At 68.2% G+C, this 22,161-nt stretch carries 23 protein-coding genes; 12 read left to right on the forward strand and 11 right to left on the reverse strand.

What is annotated here, in order from left to right:
- Positions 1-125: 125 nt before the first annotated feature.
- The 4 genes from EJO71_RS11410 to EJO71_RS11425 all read right to left on the reverse strand — a co-directional run bounded on the left by EJO71_RS11410 (position 126) and on the right by EJO71_RS11425 (position 4,561).
- Entirely contained in the window at positions 126-1,106 is a 981-nt protein-coding gene (locus EJO71_RS11410; protein ID WP_125948830.1) for an ABC transporter permease, read from the reverse strand.
- Complete coding sequence (locus EJO71_RS11415; protein ID WP_125948831.1) at positions 1,103-2,611, reverse strand: sugar ABC transporter ATP-binding protein; 1,509 nt, start codon at positions 2,609-2,611, stop codon at positions 1,103-1,105. Before EJO71_RS11415 ends, EJO71_RS11410 begins: the two co-directional genes overlap by 4 nt.
- A gap of 25 nt (positions 2,612-2,636) precedes the next feature.
- A complete protein-coding gene (locus tag EJO71_RS11420; protein ID WP_125948832.1) occupies positions 2,637-3,560 on the reverse strand; it encodes an ABC transporter substrate-binding protein in 924 nt (307 codons plus the stop codon).
- 110 nt (positions 3,561-3,670) lie between these two features.
- Positions 3,671-4,561 (reverse strand): AraC family transcriptional regulator, encoded by an 891-nt coding sequence (locus EJO71_RS11425; protein WP_125948833.1) that lies wholly within the window; start codon positions 4,559-4,561, stop codon positions 3,671-3,673.
- Positions 4,562-4,817: 256 nt separating this feature from the next.
- Here EJO71_RS11425 and EJO71_RS11430 point away from each other — a divergent pair, with 256 nt between their 5' ends.
- The 4 genes from EJO71_RS11430 to EJO71_RS11445 all read left to right on the forward strand — a co-directional run bounded on the left by EJO71_RS11430 (position 4,818) and on the right by EJO71_RS11445 (position 8,969).
- The gene (locus EJO71_RS11430) at positions 4,818-6,062 is read left to right on the forward strand and encodes a CaiB/BaiF CoA-transferase family protein (RefSeq protein ID WP_125948834.1); all 1,245 of its coding nucleotides are present in this window, start codon (positions 4,818-4,820) and stop codon (positions 6,060-6,062) included.
- A 62-nt stretch (positions 6,063-6,124) separates the two neighbouring features.
- Positions 6,125-7,747, forward strand: coding sequence for a S8 family serine peptidase (locus EJO71_RS11435; RefSeq protein WP_125948835.1), 1,623 nt, complete (start codon positions 6,125-6,127; stop codon positions 7,745-7,747).
- Entirely contained in the window at positions 7,744-7,995 is a 252-nt protein-coding gene (locus tag EJO71_RS11440; protein WP_125948836.1) for a hypothetical protein, read from the forward strand. Before EJO71_RS11435 ends, EJO71_RS11440 begins: the two co-directional genes overlap by 4 nt.
- Before the next feature lie 59 nt (positions 7,996-8,054).
- Positions 8,055-8,969 (forward strand): DNA/RNA non-specific endonuclease, encoded by a 915-nt coding sequence (locus tag EJO71_RS11445; RefSeq protein ID WP_164546808.1) that lies wholly within the window; start codon positions 8,055-8,057, stop codon positions 8,967-8,969.
- A gap of 16 nt (positions 8,970-8,985) precedes the next feature.
- Here EJO71_RS11445 and EJO71_RS11450 read toward each other — a convergent pair whose 3' ends face one another.
- From EJO71_RS11450 to EJO71_RS11475, 6 genes are all read right to left on the reverse strand, one after another.
- Positions 8,986-9,243 (reverse strand): acyl-CoA-binding protein, encoded by a 258-nt coding sequence (locus EJO71_RS11450; protein WP_093209162.1) that lies wholly within the window; start codon positions 9,241-9,243, stop codon positions 8,986-8,988.
- Between the two features lie 66 nt (positions 9,244-9,309).
- Positions 9,310-10,143, reverse strand: a complete 834-nt coding sequence (locus EJO71_RS11455) for a hypothetical protein (protein WP_125948838.1) — start codon at positions 10,141-10,143, stop codon at positions 9,310-9,312.
- Positions 10,144-10,147: 4 nt separating this feature from the next.
- Positions 10,148-10,858 carry a TetR/AcrR family transcriptional regulator gene (locus EJO71_RS11460; RefSeq protein ID WP_125948839.1) on the reverse strand — a complete coding sequence of 237 codons (711 nt, stop codon included), beginning with the start codon at positions 10,856-10,858 and terminating at the stop codon, positions 10,148-10,150.
- A gap of 120 nt (positions 10,859-10,978) precedes the next feature.
- Complete coding sequence (locus tag EJO71_RS11465) at positions 10,979-11,458, reverse strand: phasin family protein (protein ID WP_125948840.1); 480 nt, start codon at positions 11,456-11,458, stop codon at positions 10,979-10,981.
- Positions 11,459-11,554: 96 nt separating this feature from the next.
- Positions 11,555-12,004 carry an acyl-CoA thioesterase gene (locus tag EJO71_RS11470; protein ID WP_125948841.1) on the reverse strand — a complete coding sequence of 150 codons (450 nt, stop codon included), beginning with the start codon at positions 12,002-12,004 and terminating at the stop codon, positions 11,555-11,557.
- 102 nt (positions 12,005-12,106) lie between these two features.
- Complete coding sequence (locus tag EJO71_RS11475; protein ID WP_125948842.1) at positions 12,107-13,003, reverse strand: LysR family transcriptional regulator; 897 nt, start codon at positions 13,001-13,003, stop codon at positions 12,107-12,109.
- A gap of 122 nt (positions 13,004-13,125) precedes the next feature.
- On the opposite strand from EJO71_RS11475, the gene gtdA reads away from it, so the two are divergent.
- The 8 genes from gtdA to EJO71_RS11515 all read left to right on the forward strand — a co-directional run bounded on the left by gtdA (position 13,126) and on the right by EJO71_RS11515 (position 21,436).
- On the forward strand, positions 13,126-14,187 hold the full coding sequence (gtdA, locus tag EJO71_RS11480; RefSeq protein WP_125948843.1) for a gentisate 1,2-dioxygenase: 1,062 nt from the start codon (positions 13,126-13,128) through the stop codon (positions 14,185-14,187).
- Positions 14,188-14,252: 65 nt separating this feature from the next.
- Positions 14,253-14,957, forward strand: a complete 705-nt coding sequence (locus EJO71_RS11485) for a fumarylacetoacetate hydrolase family protein (protein WP_125948844.1) — start codon at positions 14,253-14,255, stop codon at positions 14,955-14,957.
- 24 nt (positions 14,958-14,981) lie between these two features.
- The gene (locus tag EJO71_RS11490; RefSeq protein WP_125948845.1) at positions 14,982-16,247 is read left to right on the forward strand and encodes a 3-hydroxybenzoate 6-monooxygenase; all 1,266 of its coding nucleotides are present in this window, start codon (positions 14,982-14,984) and stop codon (positions 16,245-16,247) included.
- A 58-nt stretch (positions 16,248-16,305) separates the two neighbouring features.
- The gene (locus EJO71_RS11495) at positions 16,306-17,283 is read left to right on the forward strand and encodes a tripartite tricarboxylate transporter substrate binding protein (protein ID WP_125948846.1); all 978 of its coding nucleotides are present in this window, start codon (positions 16,306-16,308) and stop codon (positions 17,281-17,283) included.
- Positions 17,284-17,379: 96 nt separating this feature from the next.
- A complete protein-coding gene (locus tag EJO71_RS11500) occupies positions 17,380-18,357 on the forward strand; it encodes a tripartite tricarboxylate transporter substrate-binding protein (RefSeq protein ID WP_125948847.1) in 978 nt (325 codons plus the stop codon).
- Positions 18,357-19,706 (forward strand): FAD-dependent oxidoreductase, encoded by a 1,350-nt coding sequence (locus EJO71_RS11505; protein WP_125948848.1) that lies wholly within the window; start codon positions 18,357-18,359, stop codon positions 19,704-19,706. The genes EJO71_RS11500 and EJO71_RS11505 overlap by 1 nt, the downstream gene beginning before the upstream one ends.
- A gap of 30 nt (positions 19,707-19,736) precedes the next feature.
- Positions 19,737-20,450: a hypothetical protein gene (locus EJO71_RS11510; RefSeq protein ID WP_125948849.1), complete on the forward strand. Its 714-nt coding sequence runs from the start codon at positions 19,737-19,739 to the stop codon at positions 20,448-20,450.
- Positions 20,451-20,536: 86 nt separating this feature from the next.
- Positions 20,537-21,436: an acyl-CoA thioesterase II gene (locus tag EJO71_RS11515; RefSeq protein WP_125948850.1), complete on the forward strand. Its 900-nt coding sequence runs from the start codon at positions 20,537-20,539 to the stop codon at positions 21,434-21,436.
- Here EJO71_RS11515 and EJO71_RS11520 read toward each other — a convergent pair.
- On the reverse strand, positions 21,411-22,133 hold the full coding sequence (locus EJO71_RS11520; RefSeq protein ID WP_125948851.1) for a GntR family transcriptional regulator: 723 nt from the start codon (positions 22,131-22,133) through the stop codon (positions 21,411-21,413). The genes EJO71_RS11515 and EJO71_RS11520 overlap by 26 nt on opposite strands.
- Between the last annotated feature and the right edge of the window lie 28 nt (positions 22,134-22,161).

The raw sequence follows: 22,161 nt of genomic DNA on the forward strand, positions 1-22,161 counted from the left end.
TTCTGGTCAGAAGGGTTGCGGTTCTTTCGCGAAACACCGCGGAACCGGCTTTGCCGGGCCGCCGGTGTTGCCCCCGGTAGGGGGTAGGAGAAGCGACACGAAGTGCGCGAAGCCTGGGGGCGAGTTCATCTTTTTGCTTCGCGGCTTATGAAGATGGCGAGCAGCACGATGCCGCCCTTGATGATCAGTTGCAGGTACGGCGACACGCCGATCATGTTGAGACCGTTGTTCAGCACGCCCAGCAGCAGTGCACCGACCAGCGTGCCCGCGATGGCACCGCGACCGCCCGCGATGGAGGTGCCGCCCATGACCACCGCTGCGATGGCGTCGAGCTCGAAGCCCACGCCCACGCCGGGCTGTCCGCTGGTCACGCGTGAGGCCTGCACGATGCCCGCGATGGCGGCGGTGAATCCGCTGAGCGCATACACCAGCAGCTTGTAGCGCGACACCCGCACGCCCGAAAGCCGCGTGGCTTCCTCGTTGCCGCCGATGGCATACACGTACCGGCCGAAGGGCGCCATGTTCAGCAGCACGTAGGCCGCGAGATACGTCGCCAGCATGATGAGGATCGGCACCTTGATTCCCGCGAGCACGCCGCCGCCGAGGAAGGCGAACGAGTCGGGCAGTCCGTCGATGGGATAGCCGCCGGTGTAGATCAGCGCGATGCCGCGCGCGATGCCCATGGTGGCCAGCGTCACGATGATGGGCGGCATGCGCAGGTAGGCCACGCAGTAGCCGTTGAAGAGGCCGATCACCACGCCCACGCCCAGGCCGAGCGGCACGGCGAGCATCGGCGGCAGCCCGAACTGCACCATCATCCCCGAGGCCAGCGTGCCCGACAGCGCCACCACCGCGCCCACCGAGAGATCGATGCCGCCGGTGAGGATCGCGGCCGTCATGCCCACCGCGATGATCGCGTTGATCGACGACTGCAGCGCGATGTTCTGCAGGTTGCTCCACGAGAGGAAGTTGTCGGTCGCCACGATCATGAAGACCGAGATCGCAATCAGGCCCACCAGCGGAAGAAAGGCCGTCGAGCGGCGCAGCCGGGTGAAGAGCCCGCCGGCGGGAACCGGCGGCACGGGATGGGTGGCGGTGGCGTTCATTGCAGGCCCCCTTTGGTTGCGTGGCGCATGATGTCGCCGGAGTTGATGGAGTCGCCCTCGAGCGTGGCCACGATGGAGCCGCCCGAGAACACCGCGACGCGGTCGCACATGCCGACGATCTCGGGCAGCTCGCTCGAAATCATCACGATCGACTTTCCCTGCCGCGTGAACTCGCGCATGAGCCCGTAGATCTCTGCCTTGGCGCCCACGTCGATGCCGCGCGTGGGCTCGTCGAAGATCAGCACTTCGCATTCGTGGCCGAGCCAGCGCGCGATCACCACCTTCTGCTGGTTGCCGCCAGACAGCGTGGCCACGCGGGTCTCGATGCCGGGCGCCTTCACGCCCACGCGGCGCGAGAGCTCGGCGGCCGAGCGCTCTTCCGACGCCCTGCTGACCAGCCCCGCGCTTCGGTGCCTGCCCAGGTTGTTCAGCGAGATGTTGAAGCGGATCGTGAAGTCGGTGATGAGCCCTTCCACCTTGCGGCTTTCGGGCAGCAGGCCGATACCGTTCTCCAGCGCCTGCGTCGGATCGTCCAGGCGCACGGGCTTGCCGTTGCGCAGCACCGTCTTGCGGTGCACGCGGTCGGCGCCCATCATGCCCAGTGCCAGTTCGGTGCGGCCCGAGCCGACCAGCCCCGCGAAGCCGAGGATTTCGCCTTCGTGCAGCTCGAAGGCATTGACCGGCCCGCCCTTCGCGAGCTGGATGTGGGGTACTTCGAGCACCTTGCGACCGCGCGGCGCGGGCTGCGGCTTCGGCGGAAAGCTGTGCTCGATGCGGCGGCCCACCATCATCTCGACCAGCGCGTCGACGTTCGTCTCGCCCACCTCGGCGTGCCCTGCGTTGGCGCCGTCGCGCAGCACGCTGATGCGGTCGCACACCTCGAAGATCTCGTCGAGGTGGTGCGAGATGAAGATCATCGCTACGCCTTTGGCGCGCAGCTCGCGCATGATCCTGAACAGATGGCCCGCCTCGTTCGGCGTGAGCGTGGCGGTCGGTTCGTCGAGCACCAGCAGGCGCGCCTTCAGCGACAGCGCCTTGCCGATCTCCACGAACTGCTGCTGCGCCACCGAGAGCCGGCAGATCGGCGCGTCGAGATCGATCTGCACGCCCAGCTCGTCGAAGAGCTCGCGCGCGGAGCGCTTCATCGCCGCCTTGTCCATCAGCCCGAAGCGGTTCTTCAGGTAGCGGCCGAGGAAGATGTTCTCCACCGCGTTCAGGTACGGCACCAGGCTGAACTCCTGGAAGATGATGCCGATGCCCGCGGCGATCGCGTCGTTGTAGCCCGCGAACCTGTGCTCGCTGCCCTCGATGAAGATGCGCCCCTCGTCGGCCTGGTGGATGCCGCCGAGGATCTTCATCAGCGTCGACTTGCCCGCGCCGTTCTCGCCGAGCAGCGCGTGCACCTCGCCCTTGCGGATCGAGAGGTCGATGCCCGTGAGTGCCTTCACGCCGGGAAAGCTCTTCGAGACGCCTTCGAGCCGCAGCATTTCGGCGGTGTCTTCCATGGCCGTGAACTCGTCGGGGCCCGGGTTACCAGGTGAAGGTCTTCGCGCCTTCGGCGTCGATCAGCTTCACGTCGACCGGCACCGCCAGCGGCACGTTGGCGCCCCACTTCTTGGCAAGCGCGATGCCGATGGCCAGGCGGATCTGGTCGCGCGGGTACTGCGCGGTGGTCGCGATGAACTTCGAGCCCGGCTTCTGCATCGCCTTGATGGCCTCGGGCGCACCGTCCACGCTGGTGAGCTTCACGTCCTTGCCGCTGGCCTCGATGGCCGCGAGCGCGCCCATGGAGCCGCCGTCGTTCACGCTGAACACGCCCTTCAGGTCCTTGTTGGCCTGCAGGATGTTCTCGGTCACGGTGAGCGCGGTGGCGCGCTCCTGCTTGCCGTTCTGCGTGCTCACCACCTTGATGCCGGGGTACTTGGCGAGCGCCTCGCGGCAGCCCTTCACGCGCTCCAGGATCGGCACCACCGGAATGCCGTCGAGGATGGCGACGTCGCCTTTTTCGCCAATGCTCTTCGCGAGGTACTCGCAGGCCAGGCGGCCGGCGTCGGTGTTCTTCGAGCCCACGAAGGAGTCGACCGGACCCTGCGCGTTGGCGTCCACCGCCACCACCACCAGGCCCGCCTTCTTGGCCGAGCGCACGGCCGACTGCACGCCGGTGGAGTCGGTCGGGTTCAGCAGCAGGATGTCGACCTTCTTCTGGATCATGTCCTCCACGTCGCCGATCTGCTTGGCCACGTCGTGCCGCGCGTCGGTGGCGACCACGGTCGCGCCGATGCTGGCGGCGGCCTCTTCGAGCGCCTGCTTCATCGTCACGAAGTAGGGGTTGTTGAGCTCCTGGAAGGTCATGCCGATGCGCAGCGGCTGCTTGGGCGCCTGCTGTGCCTGCGCGGCCGAGGCACCGCAGACCAGCGCGGCAGTAAGGGCGGTGGCTTTGAGGATGTTCTTCATGGTGGCTGTCTCCTTGGGTTTGTGACTGTCGAAAAACGCGGACAAAGGCTCGCCCCACGCGGCGCCCGAAGGGCCGCGTCGGTGACGACGCGGGGAACACGGAAGCCCGGCTACGGCGGGCTGGCTGCGCGCGAGGCGGCTGCCTGCATGCGGTGGAAATTGCGGAACTTGGTCGGCGGCATGCGCTTGTGCAGCAGGAACTGCCGGTTGAAGTTCGACACGTTGTTGAAGCCCACGTCCATGCAGACGTCGAGCACCGGCTTCTCGCTGTTGGTGAGCAGCTCGCAGGCGCGGCTGATGCGCAGCCGGTTCACGTAGCGCACGAACGACTGGCCCGTGTGCTTGCGGAACGAGCGCGAGAAGGCGCTCGGGCTCTGGCCCACCAGCTCGGCCAGCATCGGCTCGCGCAGCTCGTCGCCCAGGTTGGCCGCGATGTGCGCCAGCACGTTGTTGATCGCGTGCGACATGAAGGCCTTCGGGTCGGGCTTGAACGCGGGGCTCGCGAGGCGCTGGCGGTCCTGGCCGTCGGCCAGCAGCTCGAGCAGCGACAGCAGCAGGATCACCCGGCGCAGGCCGCGCGCCTCAAGCAGCGACTCCATGATCGGCTTGGCCGCGGCGGCGGTCTCTGCCGAGAACAGCAGGCCGGAGCCCGACTCGGCCAGCAGCGGCGCGATGCGCTCGAACTCGGGAAAGCTCGCGGCCATGGCCTGCGCCAGCGAAGCCGGAAACTGGATCACGATGCCGCGCCGTTCCACGCTCTGCCCGGCGGGCACGTCGCTGATCCAGTTGTGCGGCAGGTCGGGGCCCATCAGCACCAGGTTGCCGGGCTCGAAGTGGCCGACGTGGTCGCCCACGAAATACACGCCCTGGGTCTCGACGATCAGCTGGATCTCGTACTCGGGATGGAAGTGCCAGCGCACCGTGCGGTACGGGTATCCGTGCGCCCAGCAGGTGAACGATTCGTCACCGCGGACTTCGACGATTTCCAGGTCGGGTTGCATGGGGCGGACTGTACGAATCGCTCCTGATGCCAACAACCAGAGATAGCGCCCGGAATCGATACTTTTTTGACCTTCCTGGAGGCCTGAAAGCCGGGTGCCGTAACACGCATTGCGCCGCAGCAAAGCCCTTTCTCCCCGGGGAGGGAGGCCGGCACGGGCATCGATTGCTGCACCGCGGAAGGCGCCGGATCGGCGGAGTCAAGAATTCATAGGTGTTTTCCCTTCCCGGCCCGGCGGGGCGGCACACTCTGGCGCCATGACGACGACCACAAGCACAACCTCATCTCCCTCGGCGGGCCCTCTGGCCGGCCTCAAGGTCATCGAGCTCGGGCAGCTCATCGCCGGGCCTTTCGCCGCGCGCACGCTGGGCGACTTCGGCGCGGACGTCATCAAGATCGAGCCGCCCGGCGCCGGCGATCCGCTGCGCACCTGGCGGCTGCTGAAGGACGGCACCTCCGTCTGGTGGCAGGTGCAGTCGCGCAACAAGCGCTCGCTGGCGCTGGACCTGCGCGAGGCCGAGGCGCAGGCCGTGGTGCGCAAGCTCGCGGCGGAGGCCGACGTGATGGTCGAGAACTTCCGCCCTGGCGCGATGGAAGGTTGGGGCCTCGGCCCCGACGAGCTGCTGGCCGCCAACCCCGCGCTCGTGATGCTGCGCATCAGCGGCTACGGCCAGACCGGCCCGTATCGCGACCGCCCCGGCTTCGGCGTGGTGGCCGAAGCCATGGGCGGGCTGCGCCATCTCACTGGCGAGCCGGGCCGCGTGCCGGTGCGCGTGGGCGTGTCGATCGGTGACACGCTGGCCTCGCTGCACGGCGTGATCGGCGTGCTGATGGCGATGCAGCACCGGCATGCGACGGTGAGCGCGGAGTATCCGAAGGGGCGCGGGCAGGTGGTCGACGTGGCGCTGTACGAGGCGGTCTTCAACTGCATGGAAAGCCTGCTGCCGGAGTACGACGCCTTCGGCGCGGTGCGCGAGGCAGCCGGCAGTGCCTTGCCCGGCATCGCGCCGACCAACGCCTACCACTGCGCCGACGGCGGCTACGCCATCGTCGCGGGCAACGGCGACAGCATCTTCCGGCGGCTCATGGAGTGCATCGGACGGCCCGACCTGGCGGCGGACTCTTCGCTGGCCGGCAACACGGGCCGCGTGGCGAAGGTCGAAATGCTGGACGCCGCCATCGGCGACTGGGCCGCGCAGCGCACCGTGGGCGAGGTGCTGGCGGCGCTCGATGCGGCGCATGTGCCGGCCGGGCGCATCTACACCATCGCAGACATCGCGGCCGATCCGCACTACGCGGCGCGCGGCATGCTGCAGCAGGTGCGCATGGCCGACGGCAGCGCGCTCGCGGTGCCCGGCTTCGTGCCCAAGCTGTCGCTCACGCCGGCCAGCCACCGGCACAACGCGCCGGCGCTGGGGGAGGACACCGATGCGGTGCTGAAGGAGATCGGCCTGAACGAGGGGCAGATCGCCGCGCTGCGCGAGCGCGGGATCGTGGGATAGGCTCGATTCACCGGGGCGAAATGGCCTTCGTGCGATAAAGCGGCAACAAGGAGAGAGAGTCCATGGCTGCAGCAGCGAACGAGCGACGTGAGGCACCGAGGCAAATCCACCATCAGCCCGTGAAGAGCGAGCTGTCGAAATCGGACGAGCAGAAGCTGGAGCGCCTGCTGCAGGAGCTGCGCCTGCGCCGCATGGCAGTGGAGCCCAGGTTTTCCGACGACGTCATCGTCTGGCCCCCGCGCAGCGCGGTGGCCGGCGGCGCCGAGCTGGCGACGCTGAGCGCGATCAATCTAGGCAACGCAGCGGCTGCGATCGGGCAGAGGATGGAAGGCCGCGGCGTTCCCCGGATGAAGCTCCTCAAGCAGGTCGATGGCGTATCGGTGATGAGCGCCAATTCGGCCGCCCTGCTGGCGATGCGGCGCAACACACCGGGGCTGCGCGTCGCGCCCGCCGCGTGGGCGTATCTGCAATACATCCGGCCGCTGGGCGACGAGCTGGAAGCCGGCGCGATCCAGGTCGCGGCGGGGACCAAGGTCAAGCGATTCGAGCTGCGCTTTGCCGATCCGCATGGCAAGCCGGTGGCGGGCGTGCGGGTCAAGGCGCTCGTGGACTGGGACGGCGCGCACGTGCCGGCGGTGACCGACAAGGAAGGCATCGCGAGCATCGGGATTCCCGTGCTCTATCCGCGCGTGGAAATGATCCTGGTCGAGCCGGAGCATACGCACTGGTCGGTCTTCCTCAAGGGTTTCGACCGCGCGGCGGCACCGAGGCGGCTGGACGTGCGGGCCCTGCCGCTGGCGCCCGATTCCTTCCGGCTGCTGTCGCACTACGCGCCCTACGATGCCCAGGCGGGGGCGGGCGTGACGGTCGGCGTGATCGACAGCGGCGTCGGGCCGCATGCGGATATCGCCGTGGCGGGCGGCGGCTGTTTCGTCACCGGCGAGAACCCGGCCGACTTCCTGGACAACGGCATCGGCCACGGCACGCACGTGGCCGGCATCATCGCGGGCCGGATGGCGGAAGGCACCGGCATCCACGGCCTCGCGCCGGCCTGCCGCCTGATGGCGTACCGCGTCTGCCCGAAGAGCGGCGAGCGCGGGCGCGCGAAATCGACCGACATCGCCAGTGCGCTCGACCGCGCCATCGCCGACGGCTGCCACATCGTCAACATCAGCATGGGCAGCCTGGAGCCGATGCCGGAGATGCCCGACATCCTCGAGAAGGCGCGCAATGCCGGCGTGGTGGTGTTCGCGGCCACCGGCAACGACGGCCAGCCGCTGCTGCGCTTTCCCGCCCGCTACAGCCACACCCTGGCCGTGGGCGCGCTGGGGCGCGACGGAACGTTTCCGGCGGATTGCCCCGAGAGCTTCCAGGAAAGCGAGATCCGCCGGAAGAAGGAGTTCGTCGCCGAGTTCTCCAACTACGGGCTCTCCACCGATTTCATCGGCCCCGGCGTGGCGGTGCTGTCGACCTTTCCGGGCGAAAGGTACGCCATGATGTCCGGTACCTCGATGGCCACGCCGTACTCCTCGGGCATGGCGGCCCGTCTGTTGTCAGGGAATTCGAAGCTGCTTACCATGCCCGGAGGCCCTGAAAAGGCCGACGCCATCGTCAGGATGCTGTCCGAGGCAGCGCAAAGGGTGGGTTGGCCGGCCGAGTACGAAGGATTCGGAGTTCTGAAGTGACCAGCGTGGTGTTGACCTACACAGGCAGCCCCGACAAGAAGTTGTCGGCGAAGGCGCGGCTGCGTCGCCGCGTGCCCGGTGTCGTCCTCACGGCCAAGACCAGCACCCTGCTGGAAGCCCAGGTCGACGAGGAGCAATTGGCCGCGCTCGAGCAGAACCCGGAATGGGCAGTGTCCCAGCCCACCTTCGCGGAAATCCGCAAACCTGCCTTCAATCTGAAAAACGCACGCGCCAAGCTCGCGAAGTAGCCGCAAGGCGCCCACTGCCGCCGATGGCCGTGGAGTTTTCCGAAAGAGGGAGGTTCTTCATGTCCGATGCAGACATCCAGGTCGTGAGCGACTCGTGGGCCGGCATCCAGCGCGTCGCCGCGACGCCCAAGCCGCCGGAGTTCTTCGAGGGTCGCCAGGGCTATTCGGCCGGCTTCCTGGGGCACGCCGCGCAGGTCGAGCTGCCATCGATGGGTGAGCCCATCGCCATGGACGACATCGCGAGGCTCGAGGACGGCTCCTTCGAGCTCAGGTACCAGCACTTCAGCACGGTGCAAAGCATGTCCCGGCGCGTGCCGCTCTATTCGGCCTGCAACATCGACGGCTCGAAGTCGAAGAACGTCCCGCGCCACGACACCTGGAGCTACGACGGCCGCATCGCGAAGGAGCACCAGATGCTGCGCGAGGCCTACGGCCCCCAGCAGGACGGGAAGTTCTCCCGCGGCCACATGACGCGCAGGCAGGACCCGAACTGGGGCCAGCTGGCGACGGCCCGCAAGGCCAACATCGACACCTTCTTCGCCACCAACGCCTGCCCGCAATGGCAGCCGTTCAACGACGGGCTCTGGGGTGACCTGGAGGACTACGTCCTCGGCAACGCGCAGGGCGACGACAAGCGCATCAGCGTCTTCACCGGCCCGATCCTGCGGGCGGACGACCCCGAGAGATTCGGCATCCGGATCCCGCGCGATTTCTGGAAGGTGGTCGCCTTCGTCAGCGAGGCGACCGGCGAACTGGCCGCCATCGCCTACCTGATGAGCCAGGGCAGGTATCTCGATTCGGGCGTGGCGCGCGACCTCGAGGATTTCGGCACCTCGCAGCGGCCGCTGGCGTTCATCGAGGCGGAAACGGGGCTCGGCTTCGAAAGCCTCGCGGGGCGCGACGTGCTCGACGGCGCGGACCTCGCGTTCGTCCAGCCTATCCGGCGCTTCACGGACACGAAGCTGCCGGCTTGAGCCGAGGGGCTGTCTGTCAGCCGCGCAGCGATTCGATCAGGTCGATGTATTTCTGCTTGGCCTCGTCGGCGCTCGCGCCCTTCTGGGCCGTCCACGCGTCCCACTTGGCGCGCGCGACGATGTCGCTGAAGCTGGGCTTCTTGGCGGTGTTGTCGCCTTCGGTGGCCTGCTTGAACAGGGCGTAGATCTTCAGCAGCGTCGGGTTGTCGGGGCGCTCGGCGAGCAGCTTGGAGTTGGCCTGGGCGGCTTCGAACTGGGCGTTGAGATCGGACATGGCGGTCAGGGTGATGAAAAGCGGAAAGCACGCATCTTAAATCGTGCGGTACAGCGCGGTACCAGATCAGTCCCTCAACCCCGCCCGCGCCAGCTCCACATCCAGCCGCTCCCGCGCATCCGCGGGCTTGAGTTCCGCGGCCTTCTCGTAGAGCCGCGTCGCCTCGCCCATGCGCGATTCGCCATGCAGCATCAGCTGCGCGCGGGCGTACTCCATCATTCCGGCGGCAGAGTGGGGGTGCAGCTCGAGCCCGCGTTCGAACAGCTCGACCGAGGTTTCCGAGCGCACGCCGTAGGTCATGCGCCCGACCAGCGCGCCCACCTTGTCGATCACCTCGGCGTGGAACGATGCCAGCGCGAGATGCGCGTCCGCGTGCCGCGGCTGCAGCTCGATCACGCGCTCCAGCGCGCCCTTGAGCTTGCTGCCCAGGCCCTGCGCCAGCGCGCGTGCCACGCTGATGCCCTGGCTGTAGCGGCCCAGCGCATACGACTGCCAGTAGAGCGCCTGGCAGTTCTCGGGCTCGGCGGCGGCCTGCGCGCCCGCGCGTTCGATCACCTGGCGGAACATTGCGAGTCGCACCGATTCGCGCGGCTCGAGGTAGTTGGCGTAGATGGCGGTCGCCTGGTTGGCCAGCGCCATTCCTTCCGCGCCTTGCTGCAGGCCGATGGCGGCGGCGCGTTCGAACTCGCCGCTGTGATACAGCGCCCAGCCCTCGGCGAGCGGCGAGCCTTCGGCCGGCAGCGGCAACTCGTGGCCGGCGTGCAGGCGCGGCCAGTGGGGCAGCACGCTGCGAGCGTCGTACCGGGGTGCGTCGGCCCAGGGCAGGGGGGCCCAGGGGGCGGTGTCGGTGGCGGCGCTGGCGGACATCAGCGAGAGCGGTTTGAAATCGTGGTGGGGCATGGTTCTAGACCGCCATATCGACAGGGGAAGCCGCGGCGCCGGCGTTGCTGCTGCCGGGGTCTTCGCCGTTGTAGGCATTGCCGAGCGCCAGCAGATGCCTTCGTTGCTCGCGTCCCAGATAAGGCGCCAGCAGGTGCAGCGAATGGAGGCCGCCGCGCATCAGCGCGCCCTGCGCATGCGCGGGCTCCAGCGCCTCGCGCGGGTTGCGCACGTATTCATAGCTGAGCCAGTAGGTCAGCACGACGACCATGCTCTGCGCGAGCGTATCGACCTCGTGCACGTCGATTTCCAGGTGCCCGGCGCGGCTCAGGCCGGCGATCAGCTGGCGGATGGCGCGTGCCTTGTTCTTCAGCACCAGCTGGAACTGGGTCTCCAGCCGCCGGTTCTTGCTGAGCAGGTCGTTGAGGTCGCGATACAGGAAGCGGTAGCGCCAGATCAGTTCGAACAGGCTGTGCATGAAGAACCACGCGTCCTCCACGTCGTGCACGCCCTCGCTGGCGTGCAGCAGTTCGTCGAGCTCGGCTTCGTAGGCTTCGTAGAGCTTGTTGATCAGCTCTTCCTTGGCCGGGTAGTGGTAGTACAGGTTGCCCGGGCTGATGTTGAGCTCGCTCGCCACGAGCGTGGTCGAGACGTTCGGCTCCCCGAAGCGGTTGAACAGATCCAATGCGGCTTCGAGGATGCGTTGCGCTGTGCGGCGTGGCGCCTTCTTTGCCATGCTGTTGCCCCCGGATGTCTCGTGGTCTCTTGGGAGCACTCTAGCGTATGTGCACCGCACCATGAACGGTGCGGGACATGTTTCTGGGCGCTGATTTCTTGTGCAGCGCCGCAATGCGGCTCAGCTCGCCTTGCTGCGGCGCAGGGTTTTCTTGGCGGCCGGCGCGGCAGCCGTCTTGCGGGCCGCGGTCTTGCGCGGAGCGGCGGCGCCCTGCGATTTCTTCAGCTGGGCCTCGAGCGCCTCGACGCGCGCCTGCAGCGCGGCCATGTCGGCGGCACTGGGTGCGCCGAGCTTCTCCATCGCGCGCGCCACGCGCTCCTCGAAGATGTTCTCCAGCTTGCCCCACTGGCCGGCGGCCTTGGTGCCGAACTCGCTGGCGAAGCCGGCCATGCGCTGCTGGGCCTGGGCCAGGGTTTCCTCGGCGGCCTGCTGGGTCTTCTTCTGCATGCCCGCGCCGTCCTTGACCAGCGCCTCGAAGGCCTTGCTGCCTTCCTGCTGCATCTTGGCGAAGGCACCGAGGCCGGCAAGCCAGATCTGCTGGGCGGAATCCTTGATGCGGTCGGCGGCCTTGCCGTTGCTGTCGTCGTCCTGGGTAGCCATGCGAATCTTCCTTTGAAAACAATCGCCTGACTCTAGCCGTTCGACACGCCCGGCATTAGAGCTTCGCGTCTACGGGGATGGCCCGCTGACCAAGGCTCAGGGCGTGCCGCCGGCCGCGCGGCTGGCGTCCAGGTGTGCCTTGGCGCGCTCGGCCAGCGCCATTTCGCCGGGCGTGCCGGGCACGTAGGCCTCTACCGGCAGCGGCCGGCCGTGCGAGTCGACCGAGACGAACACGATCAGGCATTCGGTGGTCTTTTCCATCATGCCGCCCTTCATGTCGCCGCTGCGCACCTCGACCGAGATGTTCATGCTGGTGTTGCCGGTGTAGGCGAGGCGGGCCTCCACCTCGACGAGGTCGCCGATCATGATCGGCCGGTGAAAGCGGATGCTGCCGATGAAGGCGGTGACGCAATAGCGCTTGGCCCAGCTGGTCGCGCAGGCGTAGCCGGCCTCGTCGATCCACTTCATGACCGTGCCGCCGTGGACCTTGCCGCCGAAGTTGACGGTGCTGGGTTCGGCAAGAAAACGCAGGGTGATCGAAGACATGGAAGCCGCCTTTGTGAATATGGCTATGGAGTGGGGAGCCGCGATTATGCGAGCGGGCGCACGCTTTCCGGTGCCGCCCGTCGTCCGGACAGGCCCGCCCGGCTAGCTGCCGCTGAACAGTTGCGCCAGGGTGCGCCGCAGCCAGGCGTTGCCCGGGTCGGCGTGGAAGCGCTCGTGCCAGTGCTGCTTCACCGCGTAGTCGGCCAGCGTGAAGGGCGGCTCCAGCAGCTTCACCGGCTCCTGCGTGGCCAGCACCTTGCCGAGGATGCGCGGCACCACCACGATCAGCTCGGTGTGCGCCACGATGCGCGCCACGCTCAGGAAGCTCGACAGCCGCACCACCACGTTGCGCTTCAGGCCCAGCCGCGCGATGGTCGTGTCGACGATGGCGTGCCCGGTGCCCGAGGTCGACACCACCGCATGCGCCTCCGCCTCGAAGCGCTTGCGCGTGAGCCTGGCGCCGATGCGCGGGTGGTTCTGCGCCGCCAGGCAGACGAAGTTCTGCATGAAGAGCGTCTGCTGGTAGAAGCCCGCGTCCAGTTGCGGCATGAAGCCCACCGCGAGGTCGACCTCGCCGTCCTGCAGCCGGCGGCCGCTGATCGTGGAGATGATCTCGGTCTCGATCTGCACCCCCGGCGCCGCATGCCGCAGGTGGTCGAGCAGGCCGGGCAGCAGCACCACCTCGCTGATGTCGGTCATGCAGATGCGAAAGCGCCGTTGCGCCTGCGCGGGGTCGAAGCTGCTGCGGTTGCCCTGGGCCTGCGCCAGTTGGGCCAGCGCCTCGCGCAGGTTCGGGTAGATGCGCTCGGCGTGCGGCGTGGGCTGCATGCCCTGGGCGGTGCGGGTGAACAGGCGGTCGTCGAAGTGCGCGCGCAGCTTGTTGAGCGCGGTGCTGGCCGCCGCCTGCGCCATGCCCAGCCGTTCGGCCGCCTTCGAAACATTGCCGGTCTTGTAGACCTCGTCGAACACGGCGAGCCATTCGAGGTCGAGCTTGGACATGGGCTTTCTGCCTGGGAGTGCGAAAGACACCATTATCGAAATTTCGAATTCCGTGTATTGGCTGTAGGTCTTGAGGAAATAGTGGTGCGGGCCAACAATGCCGCCACGGAGACACCCGCCCCATGAAACCCGCCCCCTCCAATGCGGCCGAACGCCGCGACTACTACGACCGCATCCGTCCGCTGCACCTCACGCCGCTGTGGGAGTCGCTGCATGCGCTGGTGCCGAAGGAACCGCAGACGCCCTGCGTGCCCGCCCTGTGGCGCTACGACGAGATCCGCCCGCTGCTGATGCAGTCGGCCGATCTCATCACCGCCGAGGAGGCCGTGCGCCGAGTGCTGGTGCTCGAGAACCCGGCACTGCCCGGCAACTCGTCGATCACGCAGTCGCTCTACGCCGGGCTGCAGCTCATCATGCCGGGCGAGGTCGCCCCCTCGCATCGCCACGTGCAGTCGGCGCTGCGCTTCATCGTCGACGGCAAGGGCGCCTACACCACGGTGGGCGGCGAGCGCACCACCATGTACCCGGGCGACTTCATCATCACGCCCTCGTGGGCCTGGCACGACCACGGCAACGAAGGCATCGGCGGCAGCGTGGAGCCGGTGGTTTGGCTCGATGGCCTCGACATCCCGATGCTGCGCTTCTTCGACGCCGGTTTCGCCGAGAACGACGATTCCAAGGTGCAGCACGTCTCGCGCCCCGAGGGCAACAGCCTCGCGCGCTTCGGCCACAACATGGTGCCGGTGCGGCACGACCACGCGTCGGCCACCTCGCCGATCTTCAACTACCCCTATGCGCGCAGCCGCGAGGCGCTGGCGCAGCTGCAGAAGCAGGAAGCGCCCGATGCCTGGCTGGGGCACAAGCTGCGCTACATCAACCCGCTGACGGGCGGCTCGCCGATGCCGACCATCTCGACGAACCTGCAGCTGCTTCCCAAGGGCTTCGCCGGCAGGACGCATCGCGCGACCGACGGCGCCGTGTACAGCGTGGTCGAGGGCCACGGCACGGCCGAGATCGCCGGCCAGCGCTTCGCGTTCGGCCCGCGCGACACCTTCGTCGTGCCCTCGTGGGCACCACTGAAGCTGTCGTCGCCGAGCGAAGACGCCGTGCTCTTCAGCTTCTCCGACCGTCCGGTGCAGCAGGCCATGGGCATCCTGCGCGAAGCCTTCCTCGAAGACGCCTGAAGCCCGAGGCGATCGTCCCTTTTCCTGTTTGACCGTTGTGCCGCCCCGAGCGGCAGGAGCCTCCCATGTCCTTCGTCTTCACGCCTCCTTCCATCGTCGGCCTGCCCATCGTGGGCTCCGACCAGCAGTTCCCCGTGCGCCGCGTCTACTGCGTCGGCCGCAACTACGCGGCCCATGCGCGCGAGATGGGCTTCGACCCCGACCGCGAGCCACCTTTCTTCTTCTGCAAGCCCAACGACGACGCCTCGGTGGTGCCGGTGTTCGACGGCAAGGGCGCGTCCATTCCCTACCCGCCGCTCACCAGCAACTACCACTACGAGGCCGAGCTGGTGGTCGCCATCGGCAAGGGCGGCAGCAACATCCCGGTCGAGCAGGCCGCCAGCCACATCCACAGCTACGCCGTGGGCCTGGACATGACCCGCCGCGACCTGCAGATGAAAATGCGCGAGCAGGGCCGCCCGTGGGAGATCGGCAAGGCCTTCGACTTCTCCGCGCCCGTCGCGCCGCTGCGCACGCTGGCCGACGTGGGCGAGATCAACGCTGGCGCCATCGTGCTCGAAGTGGACGGCGAGGTGCGCCAGAAGAGCGACATCACGCACCTGATCTGGTCGGTGAACGAGGTCATCGCCAACCTCTCGACGCTCTTCACGCTGCAGCCCGGCGACCTGATCTTCACCGGCACGCCCGAAGGCGTGGGCGCGGTGAAGCCGGGCCAGACCATCAAGGTGAGCATCGAGCGCCTGCCTTCGCTGACTGTGCAGATCGACTGATCTTCTTCACCGCACGAGCCCGCCATGACCTCATCGAAGAACCCTCCCACCGTGCTGCTGGTCGGCGGCGGCATCGGCGGCATGGCCGCCGCGCTGGCGCTCGCGCGGCTGGGCGTTGCCATCGACCTGCTCGAGCAGAGCGCCATCATCGGCGAGATCGGCGCCGGCCTGCAGCTCGGCCCCAATGCCTTCGCCGCGCTCGACGCGCTGGGCGTTGGCGAGGCGGTGCGCCGGGGCTCGGTGTTCACCGACCGGCTGGTGATGATGGACGCCGTCGATTGCGGCGAAGTGGCTTCGGTGCCGGTCGGTGAAGCCTTCCGCGCGCGCTTCAAGAATCCGTATGCGGTGAGCCACCGCGCCGACCTGCATGGCGCGATCCATGAAGCCGTGAAGCAGCATCCGCTGATCCGCTTCCACACTTCGGCGCAAGTCGAGTCCATCGAACTGGGAGGGCAGGGCGTCACGGCAATCACCCGCGACGGCCGCAGCTTCAAGGCCGACGCCATCGTCGGCTGCGACGGCGTGAAGTCGGTGGTGCGTAGCAAGCTCATCGGCGATGCGCCGCGCGTGTCGGGCCACGTGGTCTACCGTGCCGTGGTGCCGGCTGCCGACATGCCGGCCGACCTGCGCTGGAACGCGCCGGTGGTCTGGGCCGGCCCTAACTGCCATCTGGTGCACTACCCGCTGCGCCACGGCGAGCAATACAACCTGGTCGTCACCTTCCACAGCCGCGAGCAGGAGGAGTGGGGCGTGACCGACGGCAGCAAGGAAGAAGTGCTCTCGTACTTCGAGGGCGTGCATGCGCGCCCGCGCCAGCTGCTCGACCGCCCGACCTCGTGGCGCCGCTGGAGCACTGCCGATCGCGATCCGGTCGAACGCTGGAGCGAGGGCCCGGCCACGCTGCTGGGCGACGCGGCGCATCCCATGATGCAGTACCTCGCGCAGGGAGCCTGCATGGCGCTGGAAGACGCCGTGACGCTCGGCGAGGCAGTGAAGGCCTGCGGTTTCGACATGCCTGCCGCCTTCAAGCTCTACGAGGCGGCGCGCGTCGCCCGCACGGCGCGCGTGGTGCTGTCCGTGCGCGAGATGGGGCGCCTGTATCACGCCAAGGGCGTGGAGCGCCTGGTGCGCAACAGCCTGTGGCCGGGCCGTACGCCCGAGCGCTTCTACGACGCGGTCGAGTGGCTCTACGCATGGCGGCCCGAGCGCTGCCTGGACGACGCGCCCGAGGCGCTGCGTCCTTCGCCCGCGGCCGTCGCCGAAGCCGCAGCCGCGCTCTCGCCGCACTGAAGCAGCTTTCTTTCCGCATTCATAACCATCGAGGCCGAAGGCCCAGGAGACAGAAGACATGAACTTTTCGCGCGTACTGCTGACGGGCCTCCTGGCCCTGACGGCCACCACCGGAGCTCTGGCACAAGCCGCCGACTACCCCAGCAAGCCCGTGACCCTGGTCACGCCCTTCGCCGCGGGCAGCGGCCCCGACGCGGTGCTGCGCCTCGTCTCCGACAAGCTCTCGCGCCTGTGGAACCAACGCGTGGTCATCGACAACAGGCCCGGCGGCGGCGGCTTCATCGCCATCGACCAGGCCCGCCGCGGCGCGCCCGACGGCTACACGCTGCTGCAGCTCGACAGCGAGCACATCGCCGCGCTGCCGCACCTGTACAAGTCGCGCAACTTCGTGACGCTGCAGCACTTCGACCCCGTGGCCTCGCTCTTTCGCACGCCCTTCTTCGTGGCCGTGGCCACCGAGTCGAAGTGGAAGAACATGGGCGACCTGATCGGTGCCGCCAAGGCCAACCCCGACGGCATCGTCTACGGCTCGTGGGGCGTGGGCAGCCCGGGCCACCTGGGCGCGCAGCAGCTGGAGGCGCTCACCGGCATCCATATGCGCCACGCGCCGTACCGCGAGGTGTCGCAGCTCTATTCCAACGTGGGCACCGGCGAGGTGCCGTGGGCCTTCGCGAGCATTCCGTCGAGCCAGGGCATCTACAAGGCCGGCAAGCTGCGATACATCGCGGTCGCGGCGAGCAAGCGCATTCCGCAGATGCCCGACGTGCCGACCATGGCCGAGGCCGGCGGCCCGGCCTCGCTGGAGGTCAACTCCTTCGTGTCGCTGCTCGCGCCCAAGGGCGTGCCGGCGGCCATCAAGGCGAAGATCAATGCCGACGTGGCCAAGGTCATCGCCGACCCGGAAATCCGCGCCCGCTTCGACACCTTCGCCTTCGAGCCGCTCGCATGGTCGCCCGAGGAGATCGAGCGCAACGCCGAGGCCAAGTCGAAGGTGTACGGCGAGCTGGTGCGCAGGGGCAACATCAGCCTCGAATAGCGAGGGCATTGCCGGGCTCCGGTCTTGCCCGGTGTCTTCTCCGGCAGTTAAGCTGGCCCTCTTTGGTTTTTGACAACTTTTTCACACTTTCCCTTCATGCACGCCACCAAGAGAGCCCTTTTGATTGCCTGCGGCCTGGCCGCCGCTGCCGCGCTGCCCCTGAGCGCCAGCGCAGACAACGCCGCCTGGCCGAACAAGCCGATCCGCCTGCTGGTGGGCTTCCCGGGCGGCTCCACGCCAGACATTGCCGCGCGCACCATTGCCGAGCCGCTGTCGAAGGCGCTGGGCCAGCCGATCGTGGTCGACAACAAGGCCGGCGCCTCGGGCAACATCGCGGCCGACCAGGTGGCCAAGGCCACCGACGACCACACGCTGGGACTCGTCATCAACGGCAACCTCACGTCGTCGAAGATGCTCTACCCCAAGCTGCCCTATGACCCGGTCAAGGACTTCACGTACCTCTCGCTGATCGCGACCGCGCCGCTGGTTCTGGTGGCGCAGAACAACCTGCCCTCGGGCACCGCCTTCTTCGACGAAGGCCGCAAGGCTGGCGACAAGTGGAACTACGGTTCGGTGGGCATCGGCTCGGTCGGCCACCTGGGCATGGAGCTGCTCAAGACCCGCGTGCCCGGCTTCAAGCCCGAGCACGTGCCCTACCAGGGCAACCCGCAGGTCATCACCGCGATGCTGGGCGACCAGGTGCAGATGGGCCTGATCCCGCCGGGCGTGGCCATGCCGCAGATCAAGGCCGGCAAGCTCAAGGCCATCGGCCTCACGGGTGGCCGCAGCGCGCTGGTGCCCGAGATCCCGCCGCTGTCCGACGCCGGCGTGAAGGACTTCAACCTCGAGGTGTGGGTGGCGCTGCTGGGCCCGGCCAACCTGTCGAAGGTGGCGCAGGCGCGCATCAGCCGCGAACTCGAAGCCGTGATGAAGAACCCCGACGTGCGCCGCAAGCTCTTCGAGCAGGGCTGGCAGGCCGTGGGCACCTCGCCGGACGGCATGCGCACCCGCGTCAACGAAGAGGCCGCGATCATGACCAAGATCATCTCGGCCCGCGGCATCAAGTTGCAGTGATGACAGCCCGGACATTGAACGAACCGGCGCGCGCGCTGCCGGTCTTCGGCGAATACGACGTGGTGGTGGTCGGCGGCGGCCCCGCCGGCATCGCGGCTGCCGTGAGCGCCGCGCGCCACGGCGCCAATACGCTGCTGGTGGAGCGCTACGGCTTTCTCGGCGGCATGGGCACGGCCGGCGGCGTCACCAACTTCGCGGGCCTGTACGGCAAGCGCAAGGGCGAGATGACGCAGCTGGTGCGCGGCGTGGTCGACGAGCTGATCGATCGCATCGCCGGCTTCAACGGCATGAACCAGCCGCAGAACGGCATGGGCGGGCGCATCTGCGTGCGCTCGTACGACACCTCGGCCTACAAGCTCGCCGCAGACCAGTTGCTGGGTGACGCGGGTGTGAAGCTGCTGTTCCATGCGTACGCGGCTGCGGTGATCCGCGACGGCGACCGCATCGCGGCGCTGGTGGTCGAGACCAAGTCGGGCCGTCAGGCCATCCGCGCCAATGCCTTCATCGACGCCAGCGGCGACGCCGACGTGGCCGCCTTCGCGGGCGTGTCCTTCGAGGTGGGCGACGGCCACGGCAGCGGGCTCTTTCCGACCACGATGTTCCGCATCGGCCAGGTCGACGCGCCGGCCGCGCTGGAGGCGGTGGGCGAGTTCAAGGCCATCAACGACTTCATGGCGCGCGCCGAGCAGCAGAAGCCGGGCGTCTACAAGTTCCCGCGCGAGGGCGCGATCCTGCGGCCCAACAAGGACCCGCGCGAATGGCGCGCCAACGTCACGCAGATCCGCAATTCGCAGGGCCGCGCGATGAACGGCGTCGATGCGCGCGAGCTCACCGAGGGCGAACTCGAAGGTCGCCGCCAGATCAGCGAGTACTTCAGGTTCCTGCAGGCCGAGGTGCCGGGCTTCGCGCAGTCGGCCATCGTGGAGATCGCTCCGCAGGTCGGCATCCGCGAGACGCGGCGCATCCAGGGCCTGTACGCGCTCGGGCGCGAGGACATCCTGGGCTCGGCGAAGTTCGACGACAACATCGGCCTGAACGCCTGGCCGATGGAGATGCACGCCGATGGCCGCATCGTGTGGGCCTTCCCGGACGATGAAAACAACGCCTACAACCACCTGCCCTGGCGCATGCTGGTGCCGCAGACGCTCGACAACCTGCTGGTTGCCGGGCGCTGCGCGTCGATGACGCACGAGGGCCAGTCGGCCGCGCGCGCGAGCGGCGGCTGCTTCGTCATGGGGCAGGCCGCGGGCACGGCGGCGGCGTCGCTGGGCGGCGGCAGCTTCGCGCAGGTGGACGTTCCCGCGCTGCAGAAAAAGCTGCTCGCCGACGGCGTCGACCTCGACCGCTGAGCGCAGCGGCGCGCTAGAGTCCGGGGCTTGATGAACTCGAACCCCGGACGAAACGTGCACTTCCCTTCGTTGTCGACACCCGCGCGTCGCACCCTTCTGGCGCTGACCTGCGCCGCCATCGGTCTTTCGCTGGCCGGCTGCGCCAGTACTCCCGAAGGCGAGCCGGTGCACGGCAAGGACCGGCTGCTGAGCTTCTTCGCGGCCAAGGACGGCCGCAAGGTTGCCATCGCCGGCGAGAACTACCACTACGTGTTCGACGGCGATCCTTCCGTGGCGGCGCTGCTGCGTTGGGAAGGGCGCACCAAGGTCACGCCTGCGCTGCTGGGGGAGTTCAAGGTGGCGCGCAACCAGAGCTTCGAGGGCCAGTACGTGCTGATGGCTTTCGATGCCGACCTGACGCCTGAAGACCGGGCCTTCCTGATCCAGACCGGCTTTGCCAAAACCGACGCGAAATACGGCGACCGGCCCGGGCCGACGCTGCGCTACTTCGGCACCGTCTACGGCAAGCGCTATGCGGCGGCGCCGCTGAAGTCGGCCGACACGGTCGACTTCTCCCGGCGGCAGTACCTGGGCTACGTCGAGCAGGAAACGCTCAGCGCCCCCTTCAGCAAGGCCGCGCCTTCGCCGCTGGTGTATGCCGACGACGGCTCGCTGCTGCTGGCCGGCGTGCCGGTGCGCGTCGTGCAGGGCGGCACGGACTACGGCTGCCGCGCCCGTCTCATGGGCATGTGCTTCTACAAGTAGCGCAAGGCCGCTGACAGGCCCGCGACAGCCGGCGGGCGCGGGCTTTGCTATGGTCGAGGGTTGCTTTCCGACTGCCTTCCCCTCCGATGACCACCGATTCCGCCACCGCCTCCCGCCTCGTCAACGAACTCGTCGCGCTCATGCAGCTCGAGCCACTGGGCGGCGACCGCTTCAGGGCCCAGAGCGAGGACATCGGCACGCCCGCCGTGTTCGGCGGCCAGGTGCTGGGCCAGTCGCTGATGGCCGCGAGCCTCACCGTGGGCGCCGAGCGCCCGGTGCATTCGATGCACGCCTACTTCCTGCTGCCGGGCGAGCATGCACCCATCGAGTACAGCGTCGACCGCGTGCGCGACGGCCGCAGCTTCACCACCCGCCATGTGGTGGCGCGCCAGCAGGAGCGCATCATTTTTGAAATGTCGGCCTCGTTCCAGACCGTGGACGAGGGCGTCGAGCACCAGTTCGACATGCCCCAGGTGGCCGGCCCCGAGGGCTTGATCAGCGAGCTCGACCAGCGCATCGCCCTCGGCGACCGCCTGCCGGAGCCGTGGCGCACCAAGGCGATCCAGCCGCACGGCATCGAGTACCGCCGTGTCGATCCCGAGGACCTGATGGCGCCGCTGCCGCGCCCGACCTCGGCGCAGAGCGCCATCTGGATGCGCGCCATCGCGCCGCTGCCCGACGACCCGATGGTGCACCGCGCGCTGCTGGCCTACGCCTCCGACCACGGCCTGCTGCGCGCCGCGATGCTGCCGCACGGCCTGAGCTTCATGAGCGGTCAGGTGCGCCCGGCCAGCCTCGACCACGCGATGTGGTTCCACCGCGATTTCCGCATGGACGACTGGCTGCTGTACGTGCTCGATTCGCCCAGCGCCGGCGGCGCGCGCGGCCTGTGCCGTGGCAGCCTCTATGCGCGCGACGGCCGGCTCGTGGCCTCGGCCGCGCAGGAGGGCATGCTGCGCATCAGGAAGCCGGCTGCTCGTTCGTGACGAGCGTGGGCGGCAGCCCGTCGCGGCTGCGTTCGTCCAGCAGCCGCTGGTAGTTGTCGCGCAGCAGGATGCCGGCGTAATACACGTGCTCGCGCATCAGCTGCTCGGCGCGGGCCGCGTCGCCTGAAATCACGGCCTGCACGATGCGGTGGTGGTCGTCGTGCGAACGCAGGATCACGCCGTGGTCGTTCCACAGCATGATCCGGTCCGACGCGAAGGGCACCGCCTGCGCCTGCGCGCCGAAGCGCACGATCCACTGGTTGCCCGCGCCGTGCATCAGCGCGTTGTGCAGCTTCACGTTCATCTGCTGGTAGGGCGCGAGGTCTTCCACCAGCAGCTTTCCCTTCGCAAGTATTTCGTCGCCCTCGCGCAGGCATTCGCGCAGCAGGGCGGCGGTGGGCTCGTCCACGCCCAGCGCCGCGAAGCGCCGGCAGGCCAGCCCCTCCAGCACCGCGCGCACCTCGTAGGCCGCGAGGATGTCCTCGAGCGCGAAGGCGCGTACCAGGTAGCCCTTCTTCGGCTGATGGTCGATCAGCCCTTCCATCGCCAGCGCGGCCAGCGCGGCGCGCACCGGCGTGCGCGACACCTTGAGGCTTTCGGCGATCGGCACTTCCTCCACGCGCATGCCCGGCGAGAGCCTGCCGTGAAGGATCCAGGTGCGCAGCGTCTCTGTGACTTGTTGGGAGAGTGTGTCCATGTCAGGTATACATGATACCGTGAAATTG

The sequence above is a fragment of the Variovorax sp. 679 genome (assembly GCF_003952185.1).
In the GTDB taxonomy this organism is placed as follows: domain Bacteria; phylum Pseudomonadota; class Gammaproteobacteria; order Burkholderiales; family Burkholderiaceae_C; genus Variovorax.